The 16,282-nt window shown below is 65.2% G+C and carries 15 protein-coding genes; 12 read left to right on the forward strand and 3 right to left on the reverse strand.

What is annotated here, in order from left to right; translation table 11 throughout:
* The first annotated feature begins 22 nt into the window (after positions 1 to 22).
* The gene (locus GGD62_RS25255) at positions 23 to 1,252 is read left to right on the forward strand and encodes a hypothetical protein (protein ID WP_018321297.1); all 1,230 of its coding nucleotides are present in this window, start codon (positions 23 to 25) and stop codon (positions 1,250 to 1,252) included.
* Between the two features lie 159 nt (positions 1,253 to 1,411).
* Here GGD62_RS25255 and GGD62_RS25260 read toward each other — a convergent pair whose 3' ends face one another.
* On the reverse strand, positions 1,412 to 1,729 hold the full coding sequence (locus GGD62_RS25260; RefSeq protein ID WP_183710798.1) for a hypothetical protein: 318 nt from the start codon (positions 1,727 to 1,729) through the stop codon (positions 1,412 to 1,414).
* A 194-nt stretch (positions 1,730 to 1,923) separates the two neighbouring features.
* On the opposite strand from GGD62_RS25260, the gene GGD62_RS25265 reads away from it, so the two are divergent.
* From GGD62_RS25265 to GGD62_RS25285, 5 genes are all read left to right on the forward strand, one after another.
* Positions 1,924 to 2,403 carry a hypothetical protein gene (locus GGD62_RS25265; protein WP_177237020.1) on the forward strand — a complete coding sequence of 160 codons (480 nt, stop codon included), beginning with the start codon at positions 1,924 to 1,926 and terminating at the stop codon, positions 2,401 to 2,403.
* A 178-nt stretch (positions 2,404 to 2,581) separates the two neighbouring features.
* The gene (locus GGD62_RS25270; RefSeq protein ID WP_183710765.1) at positions 2,582 to 3,529 is read left to right on the forward strand and encodes a TAXI family TRAP transporter solute-binding subunit; all 948 of its coding nucleotides are present in this window, start codon (positions 2,582 to 2,584) and stop codon (positions 3,527 to 3,529) included.
* 159 nt (positions 3,530 to 3,688) lie between these two features.
* A complete protein-coding gene (locus GGD62_RS25275; RefSeq protein ID WP_183710767.1) occupies positions 3,689 to 5,803 on the forward strand; it encodes a TRAP transporter permease in 2,115 nt (704 codons plus the stop codon).
* Complete coding sequence (locus GGD62_RS25280; RefSeq protein ID WP_183710769.1) at positions 5,764 to 6,177, forward strand: DUF1850 domain-containing protein; 414 nt, start codon at positions 5,764 to 5,766, stop codon at positions 6,175 to 6,177. The genes GGD62_RS25275 and GGD62_RS25280 overlap by 40 nt, the downstream gene beginning before the upstream one ends.
* A 95-nt stretch (positions 6,178 to 6,272) precedes the next feature.
* Positions 6,273 to 7,079, forward strand: a complete 807-nt coding sequence (locus tag GGD62_RS25285) for an SDR family NAD(P)-dependent oxidoreductase (RefSeq protein ID WP_104464937.1) — start codon at positions 6,273 to 6,275, stop codon at positions 7,077 to 7,079.
* Positions 7,080 to 7,137: 58 nt separating this feature from the next.
* Here GGD62_RS25285 and GGD62_RS25290 read toward each other — a convergent pair whose 3' ends face one another.
* Together GGD62_RS25290 and GGD62_RS25295 are read right to left on the reverse strand one after the other, a co-directional pair.
* Positions 7,138 to 7,908 carry a hypothetical protein gene (locus GGD62_RS25290; protein WP_183710771.1) on the reverse strand — a complete coding sequence of 257 codons (771 nt, stop codon included), beginning with the start codon at positions 7,906 to 7,908 and terminating at the stop codon, positions 7,138 to 7,140.
* A 112-nt stretch (positions 7,909 to 8,020) separates the two neighbouring features.
* Positions 8,021 to 9,565 (reverse strand): sodium:proton antiporter, encoded by a 1,545-nt coding sequence (locus tag GGD62_RS25295; RefSeq protein WP_312014180.1) that lies wholly within the window; start codon positions 9,563 to 9,565, stop codon positions 8,021 to 8,023.
* A gap of 149 nt (positions 9,566 to 9,714) precedes the next feature.
* On the opposite strand from GGD62_RS25295, the gene GGD62_RS25300 reads away from it, so the two are divergent.
* From GGD62_RS25300 to GGD62_RS25325, 6 genes are all read left to right on the forward strand, one after another.
* The gene (locus tag GGD62_RS25300) at positions 9,715 to 10,479 is read left to right on the forward strand and encodes a tetratricopeptide repeat protein (RefSeq protein ID WP_183259235.1); all 765 of its coding nucleotides are present in this window, start codon (positions 9,715 to 9,717) and stop codon (positions 10,477 to 10,479) included.
* Between the two features lie 183 nt (positions 10,480 to 10,662).
* A complete protein-coding gene (locus GGD62_RS25305; protein WP_183235531.1) occupies positions 10,663 to 12,048 on the forward strand; it encodes a tetratricopeptide repeat protein in 1,386 nt (461 codons plus the stop codon).
* A 374-nt stretch (positions 12,049 to 12,422) separates the two neighbouring features.
* Positions 12,423 to 14,333 (forward strand): propionyl-CoA synthetase, encoded by a 1,911-nt coding sequence (locus tag GGD62_RS25310; RefSeq protein ID WP_183710774.1) that lies wholly within the window; start codon positions 12,423 to 12,425, stop codon positions 14,331 to 14,333.
* A 223-nt stretch (positions 14,334 to 14,556) separates the two neighbouring features.
* Entirely contained in the window at positions 14,557 to 14,826 is a 270-nt protein-coding gene (locus GGD62_RS25315; protein WP_179738413.1) for a hypothetical protein, read from the forward strand.
* A 189-nt stretch (positions 14,827 to 15,015) separates the two neighbouring features.
* Positions 15,016 to 15,762 (forward strand): OmpW family protein, encoded by a 747-nt coding sequence (locus tag GGD62_RS25320; protein WP_183710776.1) that lies wholly within the window; start codon positions 15,016 to 15,018, stop codon positions 15,760 to 15,762.
* A gap of 271 nt (positions 15,763 to 16,033) precedes the next feature.
* Positions 16,034 to 16,282: transposase family protein (locus tag GGD62_RS25325; RefSeq protein ID WP_183710778.1), on the forward strand; the 249-nt coding region annotated here is incomplete at its 3' end.

Here is a 16,282-nt window from a genome sequence, read left to right on the forward strand (position 1 = left end):
GGATGCCTGCTAAGAGGGCAGCATGCATCATTCGATTCGAAACAGCCTCTCTCGAAATTGCCTTGCGCTGGTTCCACTCGCACTCGTCCTGCTCGCGCCCGCCGCGCGTGGCGGCGAGATCGACGCGCTGCCGCCTGCCGTCCGCGATGCCAACGCCCAGTTGCTGTCGCAATTCTTCGCGCAAGGCGGCGCCTCCCCGGCGGTGCTCGAATATCGCCGCAAGCTCGCAGAATATCAGGCGGCGCGCGCGGCCTTCGACGCCGAGGCCGGCGCCTATTGGAGCCAGATCTCCGAGAAGCGGAAAGGCCGCAATGCCAAGCGGCGCAGCGGGCAGCAGGTGACGCTCGACGACTACGTGCTGGAGCATCCGCCGCTCTATAACGGGCCGAAGAAGCCGGTGAATCCGGAGCCGGAGGAAACGCCGGACCGCCCTCCCAGAAAACCGATTCCCGTGGTTGCCGATTTCCTGCGCGCGGCGCAGGAGCTCTACCAGTTCACGCCGCAGCGCCCGGCGAGCGAGATCGAATTCAAGCGCGCCTATGCGCGCTATGCGCTCGCTTCCGGGCTGACGCGCGAGCAGGCCGTGCGGGTCTATTCGTTCGAGACCGGCGGCACCGGCAGCCACGACGTGCAGGCGGGAATCGAGCATGGCGGCAAGCGCGCGATCTCGACCGCGATGGGCTACAACCAGCTCCTGACCACCAACAGCGTCGAGCTGCTCGCCGAGCAGGGCCACGAACTCATTCGCGCGCTCTCCGAGAAGGTGGCGCGCACGTCGGGACCGGCGCGCCAGTCGCTCGAGCACAAGCTTGTCGTGCTGAAGAAAATGGTGGCGCATGCAAAGTCGGTGCCCGACACCTGGTCGGAGCACGAGAAGATCGGCAACACCGCGCAGGGCTGGGCCATGCACGCGATGGTGCTCGACATCGACGTCGGTCCGATGCTGCAGACCCACAAGCTGCTGACCTCGGTGCTGTTCGCCCGCGCCAAGGGCTACACCCGTCCGCTGACCGCGGCCGAGCTCGAGATGATGAACCTCACCGGCGACGGCACCGGCCTCGACATGGTGACGATGCCGCAGGCGATGCGCGAGCAGGTGCCGACCTCGAACTTCTTCCAGCGCGGCGGCTACGAGCGCAACCCGGTCGCGATCCGCCACAACACGGTGGCCAAGCTGCTGGCGGTGACGGACGATCGGATGGATTCGAACAGCAGCAAACCCGGCGCAAGGGAATTGGCGGGCGCGTTTTAGGGAGCTGGCGAGCTGCCGCAGGGTGGGCAAAGCGACTTGTCCGCCATAGCTCGAAGAGCGGCGGCGCAAGCGTGCCCACGCACCTTTTGCGATAGGGAGAGATGGTGGGCACGGCGCTACGCGCCTTTGCCCACCCTACGGCACCGTCGCCCGCCGCTCCTACTGATCCGGGCCGAACTTGAACTTGCCGTCGCCTTCCAGATAGGGGCCGCTGCGCATGTAGAGCTGGCCGTTATGGCCGATGAAGAACAGCGTGCCCTTCGGGACTTTCTTGGCGCCCTTCAAGAGTTCGCCGGCGTTGCTGGTGCCCATCTTGTAGGAAAAGGTCTTGCCTTCCCTGTCATAGGCGTAGCCGGTGTCGGGCTTGAGCTCCCACGGCGTTGCCGGGGTTTGTGCGCATCCGGGCGCGGCGAATGCGCCGAGCACCGTTACGAGTGCAGCCGAAACAAGTGCAAATGTCTTGGTTGAAAATGCCATCATCCATCCTCCCCGTCGCTGGGGTACCCGGCTTGAACAAATCACGAACGGCGTATCCGGGTCAATTTGCGAAAGCGCCGCAGCGCATTACGTCTTGCCCAGCAGTTTGTGATTTTCCCTTCGTCCCCTCGCGACTATGTTCCGCTTTCCGTCTAGAACGCAACTCGACAAAATTATTGGTGGGGATGATTCGGATGCGCCATGTGATTAAACTTTGCTGGGCTGCTGTATTGTCGTTGACGGCGTTGGCGCCGGCCGCCCGGGCCGATGATTACCAGCTCAGCCACAACCAGCGCATTTCGTGCAGCCGCGGCCTTGCCCCGGGCAAGCTGAACACGGCGACCTGCAAGTCCTACACCTATCTGTTCAACACCAAGACCTCGGAATATTTCCGCTGCCAGGTCTCGCTGGCGCTGACCCGCGACAACAAGGAAGTCATCAACGTCCAGACCGACGGCGGCTGCATCAAGAAGCCGCGCATCTTCGAGACCGACGGCAAGTATGATTTCGACGCGACCGAGACCGAGCCGCCGAACACCAACTCGTTCTTCGGCCCCGGCGGCTATTCGGTGTGGGCGGCCGATGTCAGCGCGCAGAAGGTGCGCGGCTGCATCATCATCTCCTCCGGCCTCGGTTCCGACATCTCCAAGTGCTTGGACATGACGTTCCAGTGAAACGTCGATGGCGATGGCGCCGCTCCGGACTACGGCTGCGCCACCTCGCCGCACCCACAGGTTCCCAAAAACCCAGCCGGATCGGCCGTTTACCGCAGTCCTGTTTTGTCTTTTGGATGGGTTGACCCGCATCCCTCATCCGGCCAATTTCGCCGCCGGTTTGGGGAGAACAACAACCATGAAACGGACCATTTTCGGCGCGGCCGCGGCTCTTGCTCTGGCGGCGTCGGCACCTTGCGCGCAGGCGCAATCCTTCATCAACGTGCTGACCGGCGGCACCTCCGGCGTCTATTATCCGCTCGGGGTCGCGATCGGGAAGATCTACGGCGACAAGATTCCGAACGTGAAGACGCAGGTGCAGGCCACCAAGGCGTCGGTCGAGAATTTGATCCTGCTGCAGCAGGGCCGCGGCGAGCTGGCGTTCACGCTCGGCGATTCGCTCAAGGCCGCCTGGGACGGCGAGGAAGAGGCGGGCTTCAAGACCAAGCTCGACAAGCTCAGGACCATCGGCGCGATCTATCCGAACTACATCCAGATCGTCGCGACCACCGAGTCCGGCATCAAGACGCTGGCCGACCTCAAGGGCAAGAGCCTCTCTGTCGGTGCGCCTAAGTCGGGCACCGAGCTGAATTCGCGTGCGATCCTGGCCGCCGCCGGCATGAGCTACAAGGATCTCGGCAAGGTCGAATATCTGCCGTTCGCCGAATCCGTCGACCTCATGAAGAACCGCCAGCTCAACGCCACGCTGCAATCGGCCGGCCTCGGCGTCGCCTCGCTGAAGGATCTGTCGACCTCGAGCCCCATCACGGTGGTTTCGGTGCCGAAGGAAACCGTCGACAAGATCGGCCCGCCCTTCGTCTCCGCGATCATTCCGGCCAATACCTATACCGGCCAGGACAAGGACGTTCCGACCGCTGCCGTCGTGAACTACCTCGTCACCAGCTCGGCCGTATCGGACGATCTCGCCTACCAGATGACCAAGCTGATCTACGAGTCGCTGCCGGAATTGCAGAATGCCCATGCCGCGGGCAAGGAGATCAAGCTCGAGACCGCCGCCAATGGCAGCCCGGTCCCGCTGCATCCCGGCGCGATCCGCTACTACAAGGAAAAAGAGCTGATCAAGTAAGGTCGGCTCTCGCAGCGGCGTCATGGCCGGGCTTGTCCCGGCCATCCACGTTCTAAGGGCAGGCGAGAAAGATCATGGATGCCCGGGACAAGCCCGGGCATGACGGCGCGGGTGCACCGTGCCACGCTAATAAGTGCTGGACGGCTGAGGACGAATTAGATGCTGGAAAAGGCAGAGGGCACCGAAGCGGCCCCCATCAAGGTCGAGTTCGACAATTTCGAGCACGGTTTTCCGGAGGGCTTTGGCCCTCGCTGGTGGGGACAACTCGCCTACTGGATCGGCATCGCTTTCGCCACCTTCCAGCTCTATGTCGCCGCCTTCAACTATCTGCCGAGCCAGGTGGTGCGCGGCGTCCATGTCGGCTTCCTCGTGCTGCTCACCTTCGGCCTGATCGCCAATTTCACCGCGAAGAACAATGCCGGCCGCGCGCTCGGCTGGGTGATCGGCGGCGCCGGCTTCCTGTGCGGGCTCTACCAGTGGATCTTCTACGCCGACCTGATCGCGCGCGACGGCGATCCGACGCGGCTTGATCTCGTGGTCGGCACGGTGCTGGCGGTGCTGATCTTCGAAGGCACGCGGCGCCTGATGGGCGCGGCGCTGCCGCTGATGTGCGGCGCGTGCCTTGTCTACTGGTTCTTCGGCCAGTACCTGCCGTCGCCGCTCAACCATCGCGGCTACGACTTCGACCAGATCATCACGCATCTGTCGTTCGGCACCGAAGGCTTCTACGGCGTGCCGATCTACGTGTCGGCGACCTACATCTTCCTGTTCATATTGTTCGGCTCGTTCCTGGAGCGCGCCGGCATGATCCAGCTGTTCACCGACGTTTCGCTCGGCCTGTTCGGCCGCACCCGCGGGGGACCTGCGAAAGTCGCGGTGTTCGCCTCGGGCATGATGGGCACGATCTCCGGCTCGGGCGTCGCCAATGTCGTGACCGTCGGCCAGTTCACGATTCCCTTGATGATCCGGTTCGGCTATCGCCGCGCCTTCGCCGCCGGCGTCGAGGCCACGGCCTCGATGGGCGGGCAGATCATGCCGCCGGTGATGGGCGCGGTCGCCTTCATCATGGCCGAGACGCTCGGCGTGCAATACTCCGAGATCGTCAAGGCGGCGGCGATTCCCGCCATCCTCTATTTCGCTTCCGCGTTCTGGATGGTGCATCTGGAGGCCGGCAAGCACGGCCTCGTCGGCATGAAGCGCTCGGAGATCCCGAGCGCCTGGAGGGCGCTGGTGACGCGCTGGTACCTCGTGCTGCCGCTCGCCGCGCTCGTCTACATGCTGTTCGAGGGTTTTACGCCGCTCTATGCCGGCAGCATGGGCCTCGCGCTGACGGTGGCGTTGATCCTCGGCACCGCCATCACCACCGGCGCCTCCTCGAATGTGATCCGCACCATCTTCTGGATCGGCCTTGCGCTCGTCGTCGCCGCGCTCTCGCGTGACGGCCTCAAGATCGTGCCGGTCGCCAGCGTCGTGGTCGGATTGATCGTGATCACCGCCTTCGTGCGCGGCGGCTTTGCGGCGTTGCGCGCCTGCCGCGATGCGCTGGCCGAGAGCGCCAAATCCGCGATCACCGTCGGCATGGCCTGCGCCATCGTCGGCGTCATCATCGGCATGATGTCGCAGACCGGCGTCGGCACCATCTTCGGCGGCTGGGTGATCGGTCTCGGCGAGAAGAGCCTGTTCCTGGCGCTGATCATGACCATGCTGCTGTCGATCCTGCTCGGCACCGGCATCCCGACCATCCCGACCTACATCATCACCGCCGCGCTCGCCGCGCCGGCGCTGGCCAAGCTAGGGGTGCCGCTGATCGCGAGCCACATGTTCGCGTTCTACTACGGCATCATGGCCGACCTCTCGCCGCCGGTGGCGCTCGCCGCGCTCGCGGCGGCGCCGATCGCCAAGGAGAACCCGGACAAGATCGGCTGGGAGGCGATGCGCATCGCGCTCGCCGGCTATGTCATTCCGTTCATCTTCGTCTACTCACCAGCCCTGATGCTCCAGGCCGGCGACCCCATGGCGGCGAGGCTCGGCTTCTACGGCGCGGTGGCGCTGGCGAGCCTGAAGGCATTGGTGGCGATCGGCCTGTTCGGCATGGTGGCGATCGGCTTCCTGTTCACGCGGCTGACGTTGATCGAGCGCCTGGTCGCACTCGGCGCTGCATTCTGCCTGCTCGGCGAATTCGCGTTCAGCGACACCGCCGGCTTCGTGCTCGCCGCGGCGATCGTGCTGTGGCAATGGCGGCAGCGCCCGCCTGTAACGGTCGAGGCGGCGTGAGCCTCTGCTTCGCAACGGCTTTCGGCGGGAAGGCGCTGGCGCTGTCCGCGTTCACGCTTGCATGGACGCATTCGATCGCGAAAGTCGACTGGCAGGAGGATTGGCGCGTCACTCCCGCCGGTCTCGAACTGGTGCAGGCCCGCGTCAAGGGCACCGGCCCCGGCATGGAGCCACCGCCCGAGGCGCGGCTGGTCGACGGCTGGTTTCAGTGGCAGCCGAAGCGGACGCCGATGCAGGAGGTCGTGCTCGGCAATTCGGGCGAGGCCGGCGAATGGCGGCTGTGCCATGATGGGCAATGCCAGACGCTGTCGGAGATTGTCGGGCATCCCATTGGTGCTAACGTCACCACGATGAAGATTTGCAACGATCCGTAGCCCGGATGGAGCGCAGCGCAATCCGGGACGGTGGCCCCGGATTACGCTTACGCTCCATCCGGGCTACAACAAGAACAACAACAAGGAGACACACGATGGATCGGCTCAAGGGCAAGGTTGCGATGGTGGTGGGCGCCGGCTCGATCGGACCCGGCTGGGGCAACGGCAAGGCGACCGCCGTGACCTTTGCGCGCGAGGGCGCGCAGGTGTTCTGCGTCGACCGCAACGGTGCTGCCGCGGAGGAGACCGCGAAGATCATCACCGGCGAAGGCGGCAAGGCGACGGCGTTCACGGCCGACGTGTCCCGGTCTGCCGAGATCGAGGCGATGGTGGCGGCGTGCCTGAAGGCCTATGGCCGCATCGACGTGCTCGACAACAATGTCGGCATCGCCGAGATGGGCAGCGTGGTCGAGGTGACCGAAGAGAGCTGGGACCGCGTCTTCAGCGTCAACCTCAAGAGCGCCTATTTCGCCATGAAGCATGTCATCCCTGTCATGGTGAAGCAGGGCGGCGGCTCCATAATCAACATCTCCTCGATCGCCTCGATCCGCCACATGGGCATCTCCTACGTCACCTACGGCACCTCGAAGGCGGCGATGAACCAGATGACGCGCACCACCGCGATCGAGTTCGCGCGCCACCATGTCCGCGTCAACGCGATCCTGCCCGGCCTGATGAAGACGCCGATGGTCGAACATTCCGCCGGCCTTGCCGCCAGCTACGCCAAGGGCGATGTCGAGGCGATGTGGCGCGCGCGCGATGCGCAGGTGCCGATGGGTCACATGGGCGATGCCTTCGACGTCGCCAACGCCGCGCTGTTCCTGGCGTCCGACGAGTCGAAATATGTGACGGGGATCGAGCTCGTGGTCGATGGCGGGATCACGTGCAAGGCGGGGGCGTAGCTCCATCTCCGCTGTCGTCCCGGATCTGCGCTTCGCTTGTCCGGGACGACAGCGGTGATTACTGCGCCAGTGCCAGAATTCCGCCGGCGAACGAATGCCACGCGGCGCTCTCGCTGATCGGCCAGTTCAGGATCTTCATCGCCAGCAGGGCCAGTGTGCCGTAGATGTAGACCGGATGCACGCGGCCTTCGCTGCGCCAGTCGCGCACCATGGCGACGACGAGCAGAAGCGATGCGACGACGGCCGGCGCGATCGTCACCGGCACCGGCGGCGGGCCGGGCGGTCCCGGAGGCGCCAGGAAGGTCAGGAACCAGCGCGCGATCGCGGCATCGAGGATCGAGACCGCGGCGAGCAGCATCAGGCGCTTGTGAATCTCGGGTCTGCGCGTGTTCACGATCCCCAGCACGAACACGATGGCGAAGAATGCAATCCCGCTCATCGGCACGATCGAGAAGCCGATGCCGGCCTCTTTCTGCCCGAGCGCGGCGGAGTGCTGCATCACGTGCACGGAAGCGAGGAAGCCGAAGATCGTCATCGCGGTGGCGAGCGACACGCCGGCGATGCCGAGCGAACGGTGATTGACCACGCGCCCCGAGGCCGCGAGCCAGGTCTGAAGCACGAAATAGACAGACCAGGTGAAGAACAAGAGTCCGTGAAAGTGAATCACGGGGCTTGCGGACAGCGTCCGGTTGGCGAGCGGAACCCAATAGGTCGGTGCGAAGCCGAGAAATGCGGTGGCCGCGCAGGCCAGGGCCATATGCAGATAGAAATATCGCGCAGGCGACGCATCTCGCGCGCGTACACGACGGTCGTCGGTCAGAGTCGTCATCAGGAATGAGTCTGGGAAGGTGGGGTTTGGTTCAAACCGTCGTCGTCCCGGACAAGCTCGATCTAGGCGTGCTTGTCCGGGACGACACTGGAGTTTGTAGCTTCCGCTAGCCTCATCCCCCCGCGCTCAATTCTGCGCGATCGAGCTCCTCTTCGAGCCGGTGGAAGGCATCGTCGCCGATCACTTCGGTGGCGCGAAGGTCGAAGATCGATTTGCGCGCGGCCGCGATGGCGCGGCGGCGCAGGGGGTCGGCGGGCAGCTCGCCATTGGCGATGCCGCCGTTGGGATCGCTCCCGGCCTGCATCAGGATGGCGCGATATTCGAGCCGCAGGATCTCCGCCTCCTCCGACGGATCGCTCTCGATCGCATCGAGCGCGGCGCGATAGGCGACGGCGCGAGCGCGCGCGACCTCGGTGCCGACGGGATCGTCGTCCCTGAGGCCGAACGCCAGGATCAGCGGCCGCAGCGTCAGGCCCTGGATCACCAGCGATCCCAGCACCACCGCAAAGGCGATGAAGACGATGAAGTCGCGATACGGGAAGTTCTCCGGCAAGGCGAAAGCGGTGGCGAGCGTGACGAGGCCGCGCATGCCGCACCAGGAGATGATGAGACCGCCTTTGGGCGAAGCGACGGCCCTGGGGTCGTTCGGATGATAGATCCCCTGCGCGACCAGCACTCGCAGGGTCGTGCGATAGAACGTCACCCAGGCGAGGCGCACCAGGATCACCGTCAGCAGGATCCAGGCCGCGGCCACGCAATATTCCCAGCGCACGTCCGCATCGAGCCGCGTCCAGATCGGCCGCATCTGCATGCCGATCAGCATGAAGGCGAGCACGTTGAGCACGAACACCATGGTTTCCCACACCGCATAAGACGGCACCCGCAGCCGTGCCGGCATGCGCGCCCCCGCCGTACGCGCCATGGTGATGGCGTAGACGACGATGGTGAGAATGCCGGACAGGCCGAGATGCTCCGCGGCGATCCAGACCATGAAGGTGGTGGCGAATTGCACGATGATCGCGCTCGGTGCTTCCTTGACCCGCTCCAGGAGCAGCGGGATGATGTAGCCCGCGAGCAGGCCGGCGACGACGCTGCCGACCAGTGCCAGCGCCATCGTCGGCGCGACCTGGCTCCAGGTCAGATGCTCGGTGGCGATGGCACCGACCGCGATGCGGTAGATCAGAAGCGCACTCGCGTCGTTGAGCAGGCTTTCGCCTTCCAGGACTTTCACCATGCGGTGGGGCAACTTGACCTGGCTCAGGATCGCGACCGCAGCGGCCGCATCGGGCGGTGCCACGATGGCGCCGAGCGCGACCGCGGCGGCCCACGGCATATCGGGCATCAGCCGATGCGCGACGAAGGCGACGCCGGCCGTGGTCAGGCCGACCGCGGCGACGACCAGGGTCGAGACCGGAACCCAATTGTTGCGCAGATCGCGCAGCGAGGTGTCGAAGGCGGCATCGAGCAGGACCGGTGCGACAAAAAGCGCCAAGGCCAGGTCCGGCTCCAGTGTCCAGGACGGGCTGGACGGCACGAAGGCGATCAGCGCGCCGCCGATGGCGAGAAAGGTCGGGTAGGGGACCTTGATCCGCCGCGCCAGCGCCGATAAGGCAACGGCGCCGAGCAGAAGCGCGATGATCCATTCGAATGTCGACACGATGATCCCCGAAGCCGGTTTGCGCGGCGCCACAAGCTAGCACCAATCCGGCCGTATGACGGATAGTACGGCCGCGAGGCAAGACTTAAGGCAAGACTTAAGGCAAGGCTCAAGGCAAGACCGAAAGCAGACGTCCGACAGCAACGAGCATGCGTTTTCGAAAACTCATTCAATCGTCAGGTGCCGTATTGTTTTGCGCGCTGTCGCTCAATGCCGCCCGGGCTGCGACCGGCGGTGAGCCGGCTGCGGTGATACAGGTCGATGTCGCCTCATGCCTCGCGGCGACCGCGGCGGACGACATGGACAAGGCCGCCACGGCCTGTGCCGCCGTGATCGACAATGAGAAGACGGCGAAGGGCGATCTGATCAAGGCACTGATCGCGCGCGCGGCGCTCTATGCGCGGCACGATCAGGTCGATCGCGCCATCGCCGACGACAGCCGCGCCCTTTTGCTCGACCCCGGGCTCGCGGACATCTGGAATGCGCGCGGCGAGCTCTGGCTGAAGAAGGGCGACAAGCCCAAGGCGGTGCAGGATTTCGGCGCGGCGCTGAAGATCGACCCGAACCACGAGAAGGCCAAGGCCAATCACAAGGCGATGGCGCGCGAGCTGGAGCGGATCGGCGCGCAGATGGCGGTCGCCGGCAAGCCCAGCTTCAATTGCAGGCGTGCGGCCCGAGCGGTGGAGAAGGCGATCTGCGGCAACCGCGAGCTCGCCGATCTCGACCGCGAGATCTTCGCCTCCAATGCCCGGGTGATCCGGGAGGCGCGCAATCCGGCAGAAGCAAAGAACCTCCAGCGCGAGCAGGACGAGTTTATCGCCCGCCGCAATGCAGGGTACGGCCGGCCAGGATACGATCTGAAGAAGGCGATGCAGGAGCGACTGCAGCGACTGAATGGCGTGGACGGGCATTGACGATTCTTCGCCTCTCCCCGCGTGCGGGAAGAGGCCGGAATTAGCGTCACCCTCACCCCACCCTCTCCCGTAAGAACGGGGCGAGGGAGTACACGGGCCCGTGCGTCCCTGACAGGCCCGATTTGAACCCACCCTCTTTCTGCCGCGACAACGGTGAGAACCCGACGCCACGGAGCCTATGCCATGTGCGGCACGCATTCTTCCGCGCAAGCGCCTTCGCTTGCCAAAACCTCGCTTCGCGCCCTTCTTCTCGGGGCGGCGATGAGCCTCGTCCTTGCAGCCCCTGCCTCGGCGGGCACCGATTGCGTGATGGGCAGCAAGGCTGCTCCCGCGGAGCTGATCCCGGCCTGCACCGTCATCATCGACCAGAGCGCAAGCCCCGCGTCCGACCGCGCCGCGGCGCTGCTGGTTCGCGCCGACGCCAATGCCCGGACTTCGGGCGGCCTCACGCAAGCCCTGCGGGACATCGACCGCGCCATCGCAATCGACGGCAAGAATGCAAGGGCCTGGCGCCTGCGCGGCGACCTCTTGCGCGAGGCCGGCGGCGATCTCAACCGCGCGGCGGCGGATCTGAGCAAGGCGATCGAGCTCGATCCGCATGATGCGGAGGCTTACGAGCTGCGCGGTGTCGTGTACACCACCCAGCGCAGGCTTGACCGTGCGCTCGCCGATTACGACCAGGCGATCAAGCTGAAGCCGGATGATGCACAGGCATGGTCCGACCGCGGCGTGAACTACTATCTCGGCGGCGACAACGAGAAGGCGATCAAGGATCTCAGCGAGGCGCTGCGGCTCGATCCCAACCGTCCGCGCACCTACACCAACCGCGGCGCGGCATACAAGAAGCTCGGCCAGCTCGACAAGGCAGTGGCCGACGACGGCGAGGCGATCAGGCTCGATCCGAAGGTGCCCGAATATTTTGACAATCGCGGGCTCACCTATGCCGCCATGAAAGAGTACGACAAGGCGATCGCCGATTACGACCAGGCGCTGCGCCTCGCGCCCCGGCCGAACTTCTTCACCAACCGCGGCGATTCCTATCAGTTCAAGGGTGAGTTCGGAGCGGCGCTCAGCGACTACGACGCTGCGCTGAAGCTCGATCCGAATTTCGCGCAGACCTACAACAACCGCGCCGTGCTCTACAAGAAGATGGGCGAGCGCAAGAAGGCGCTGGCCGATTACGAGACGGCGCTCAAGCTCGATCCCGGTAACGAGAATGCTGCCAACGGCCGCCGCAGCATGATCGCGGAGATCGCGAAATTCGGCGGTGAGCCGCCGCGGGCGCTGAATGCGGCGTCCGGCAATGGTCCGTCCTTCGAATGCGCGACGGCCAGGCGCGAGGTCGAGAAGGTGATCTGCGCCGATCCGCAGCTGGGCGTGCTCGACCGCCAGATCGCCGAGACCTACGAGCGCGTGCTGAAATCGGCGGGCAAGCGCTCGGCCGGCGAGCTGCGCAAGACCCAGCGCGATTTCCTTAGCCTCCGCAACGTCAGCTTCGGCCGGCCGGGCTATGATCTGAGGAAGGTCATGCAGGACCGGTTGCAGAAGCTGAACGCGGCGGAGAGCTGAGGAGCGTTGGAGAAGCCGAAGTCGCGCGGCGGGCTCGCTCACCTCTCCCGCTGGCGGGAGAGGTCGCCGCGATCGAAGAGCGCGGCGGGTGAGGGCTTTCTCCTCTTGGAGACTTCCTGCTAAAGCCTCGGGCAATCCCGACGCGGGGGCACCCCCACCCCAGCCCTCCCCCGCAAGCGGGAGAGGGAGCGCAGCGCCGATGCGGCAGCAATTGCGTCTCCACCAAAAGGCCCATCCTTTTCAGCTTGAACCGCGGCCCGTTCCCGGGAAAATACCTCTCAAACAAGGCCGGCACTTGATCCGGGTCATGGCGGGACAACCCGTCCTGCCGCAAGGTTCAAGGTCAGGCCAATAAAGGTAACGGGAGCGCGGGAATGAACATCCAGGGCAAGAGCAATTACCACGAGGTCCATGCCCGCTCGCTGGCCGACCCCGAAGGCTTCTGGGCCGAGGCGGCGAAGGAGATCGACTGGATCGAGCCGCCCAAATCGATCTTCGACCCCTCGCAGGGAACCTATGGCCGCTGGTTCACGGGGGGCGTCGTCAATACCTGCTACAACGCGCTCGACCGCCATGTCGAAGGCGGCCGCGCCGACCAGGTCGCGCTGATCCACGATTCACCGTTGGCGGGCAGCGTCACCAAATTCACCTATGCCGAACTGCTGAACGAGGTGCAGGCGCTCGCCGCCATCATGCAGGATTTCGGCGTCGCCAAGGGCGATCGCGTCATCCTTTATATGCCGATGGTGCCGGAGGCCGTGGTCGCGATGCTCGCCTGCGCGCGGATCGGTGCGGTGCACTCGGTGGTGTTCGGCGGCTTTGCCGCGAAGGAGCTTGCCACCCGCATCGACGATGCGCAGCCGAAACTCATTCTCTCCGCAAGCTGCGGCATCGAGCCCGGCCGCATCGTGCAGTACAAGCCGCTGCTTGACGAGGCGATCAGGCTTGCCGGCAGCAAGCCGAAGGCCTGCATCGTGCTGCAACGTCCGCAGCTCACTTGCGACCTGGCCCCGGGCCGGGACTACGATTGGGCGAGCCTGCGCCGCAAGGCGATGAACGACGGCAAGAAGGCCGCATGCGCGGCTGTTGCCGCGACCGATCCGCTCTACATCCTCTACACCTCGGGCACCACGGGCATCCCGAAGGGCGTCGTGCGCGACAATGGCGGCCATCTCGTCGCGGTGAAATGGTCGATGTTCAACCTCTATGGCGTCAAGCCCGGCGAGGTGTGGTGGTGCGGCTCCGACATCGGCTGGGTGGTCGGCCACAGCTACATCGTCTACGGCCCGCTGCTGCACGGCGCGACGACGATCATGTATGAGGGCAAGCCGGTCGGCACGCCCGACGCCGGCGCGTTCTGGCGCGTGATCGCCGAGCACAAGGCGGTCGCGTTCTTCACTGCGCCGACCGCGTTCCGCGCGATCCGGAAAGATGATCCGGAAGGAAAGTTCATCCGGCAATACGACCTGTCGAAATTCCGCACCCTGTTCCTCGCCGGCGAGCGTGCCGATCCGCCGACGGTCGAATGGGCGGAGCAGCAGCTGAAGGTGCCGGTGATCGACCATTGGTGGCAGACCGAGACCGGCTGGTGCATCGCCGGCAATCCGGTCGGGCTCGGCATGCTGCCGGTGAAGCACGGCTCGCCGACGGTGCCGATGCCGGGCTACCAGGTCGACGTGGTCGACGAGGCGGCAAAGCCGGTCGGGCCCAACATCATGGGCTCGATCGTCATCAAGCTGCCGATGCCGCCGGGGTGTCTGCCGACGCTGTGGAATCAGGATGCGCGCTTCAGGGAGGCTTATCTCAGCGAATTCCCCGGCTATTACAAAACCTCGGATGCCGGTTACAAGGATGAGGACGGCTATGTCTTCGTCATGGGCCGCACCGACGACATCATCAACGTCGCCGGCCATCGGCTCTCCACCGGCGGCATGGAGGAGATCCTGGCCTCGCATCCCGATGTTGCCGAATGTGCCGTGCTTGGCGTCAAGGATGCGATCAAGGGCGAGGTGCCCTGCGGTTTCCTGGTGCTCAAGGCCGGCGTGAAGCGTGCGCCCGCCGAGATCGAGAAGGAGATCGTCGCGCTGGTGCGCGACAAGCTCGGCCCGGTCGCGGCCTTCAAGCTCGCCATCACCGTCGGCCGCCTGCCCAAGACGCGCTCCGGCAAGATTCTGCGCGGCACCATCAAGAAGATCGCCGACGGCGAGTCCTGGACCATGCCGGCGACGATCGAGGATCCCAAGACGCTCGACGAGATCGGGGAGGCGCTGAAGGGGCGGGTGTGAGGTTTGCTCTGGCGGTGATGCCGGTGAGACGCAGCGCTGCCGCATCACCTTCCGCTGTCATCGCCCGCGCAGGAGGGCGATCCAGTACTCCGCAGCAGCAGTTGTGACCCCATTCCCGCCGCGGCGTACTGGATGCCCCGCCTTCGCGGGGCATGACAGCGTGCCAGGGACTTACAATCTCCTCATTCCGCGCTAAACAGGGCCGGCCAACAGGGGACCTCGTATGCCACTCGCCGCCGCGCCGCGCCTCCTTGCAGCTGTGCTGCTCGCCACTGCTCTCTCCGCCTGCTCCGCGCGCCACCAGAATGCGGTGGCGGTGGGCGGCGACGACGACGATGCGGTCTGCCAGAGCCGGGGCTATGCGCAGGGCTCGCCGGAATACGTGGCCTGCCGCAAGGATCGCGACGTCCAGCGCAACGCCGCCACCGCGCGTGCCGATCGCCGCCAGCGCGACCTCGGCGAATACATGCTGAACCATCCCGAGCGGCCCTGAGGGGGGCGGCATTATCCTGCCGCGCCGCGCACCCCGCATTCGTGACTTCCGTGACAGATCTGCAACGCCGCGGCCAAATCGGGGCGGCCTCTGGCTGAATTGATCGAAGTCAAATCCTTCAGCGCCCCCTTTCTGCTCTGACGCTCATGTCGCGCAACGACGCGCGAGTGAAGGCTGAAGGGGATTGAAATGCAGAGAACGACAAGAAACCTGGCGCGGCTTGCGACGGTTGGCGCGATGCTCGCGGGCACGTTTGCATCGGTGCAGGCTGCCGATCTGCCGGTCTACAAGAAGGCGCCGCCGCCGGTGGAGGCGTTCAATCCGTGGATGGTGCGTCTGCGCGTGCTCGGCGTGTTGCCGGATGCCGGCGGCTCGACCGTCAACGTGGCGGGCGTGCCCTCGCTGTCCTCGCCGAATTCCGGCCTTTCGATCAGCGACCAGGTCGTCCCCGAGCTCGACATCAGCTACTTCTTCACCAGGAACATCGCGGCCGAACTGATCCTGGGCGTGACCCGGCACTCGATCAGCGGCACCGGCTCGCTCGCCAACCTGCCGATTGGCAAGACCACGCTGCTGCCGCCGACGCTGACGCTGCAATATCACTTCGACCAGTTCGGCGCGTTCAAGCCGTATGTCGGCGCCGGCGTGAACTACACCGTGTTCTTCAACAATTCCGCGGCCAATGCGCCTGCCGCAATCGCCGGTCCGCCCGCGATCGTCGCCACCACCACCAATTTGCATGTCAGCAACGCCTTCGGCGGCGCCGTGCAGTTCGGCTTCGACTACATGATCGACCGGCACTGGGGTCTCAACGTCGACGTCAAGAAGCTCTGGCTGCGTCCGGATTACAGCGCCACCGTCTCCGGCCTGCCGGTCACCGGCACCGCGCATATCGATCCGTGGCTGGTCGGCGCGGGCGTGACGTACAAGTTCTGAGGGGCGTTGCTTGGAGACAAGCTGTGGCCGCAGCCGACCCTGCGCTCCCTCCCCCCTTGTGGGGGAGGGCGGGGGAGAGGGGTGGTCCAGGAAAAGGTGCGAGAGACTTGCGCGCGATGCTCTTGAGCTGATCGAGGGTGTCCCCGTGGGAACCCCTCTCCCTAACCCTCCCCCACAAGGGCAGGGGAATCGCATATGGGTTTTGTCTAGCTATTGCATTGGAAGGCAAGACGGATTCTGAAGACGACTCCCGGAAGACGGAGGGGGTCGGATGCAGAAGTTCAGAAAGGCCTTTCGGCGGTTGCCGGACCCGCGCGCGGACAATGCCCGGCATGATCTGCTGGAAGTACTGTTCATCGCGTTGGCGGCGACGTTGTGCGGGGCGGATTCGTGCTCGGACATGGCGGACTTCGGACAGTCGAAGGAGGAGTTGTTGCGGCTCTTCCTTCGCCTGGAACATGGCATCCCGAGCCACGATACGTTCAGCCGGGTGTTTCGTCTGCTCAAGCCGCAAGCCTTC

Source organism: Bradyrhizobium sp. ERR14, from assembly GCF_014198235.1.
Lineage (GTDB): Bacteria > Pseudomonadota > Alphaproteobacteria > Rhizobiales > Xanthobacteraceae > Bradyrhizobium.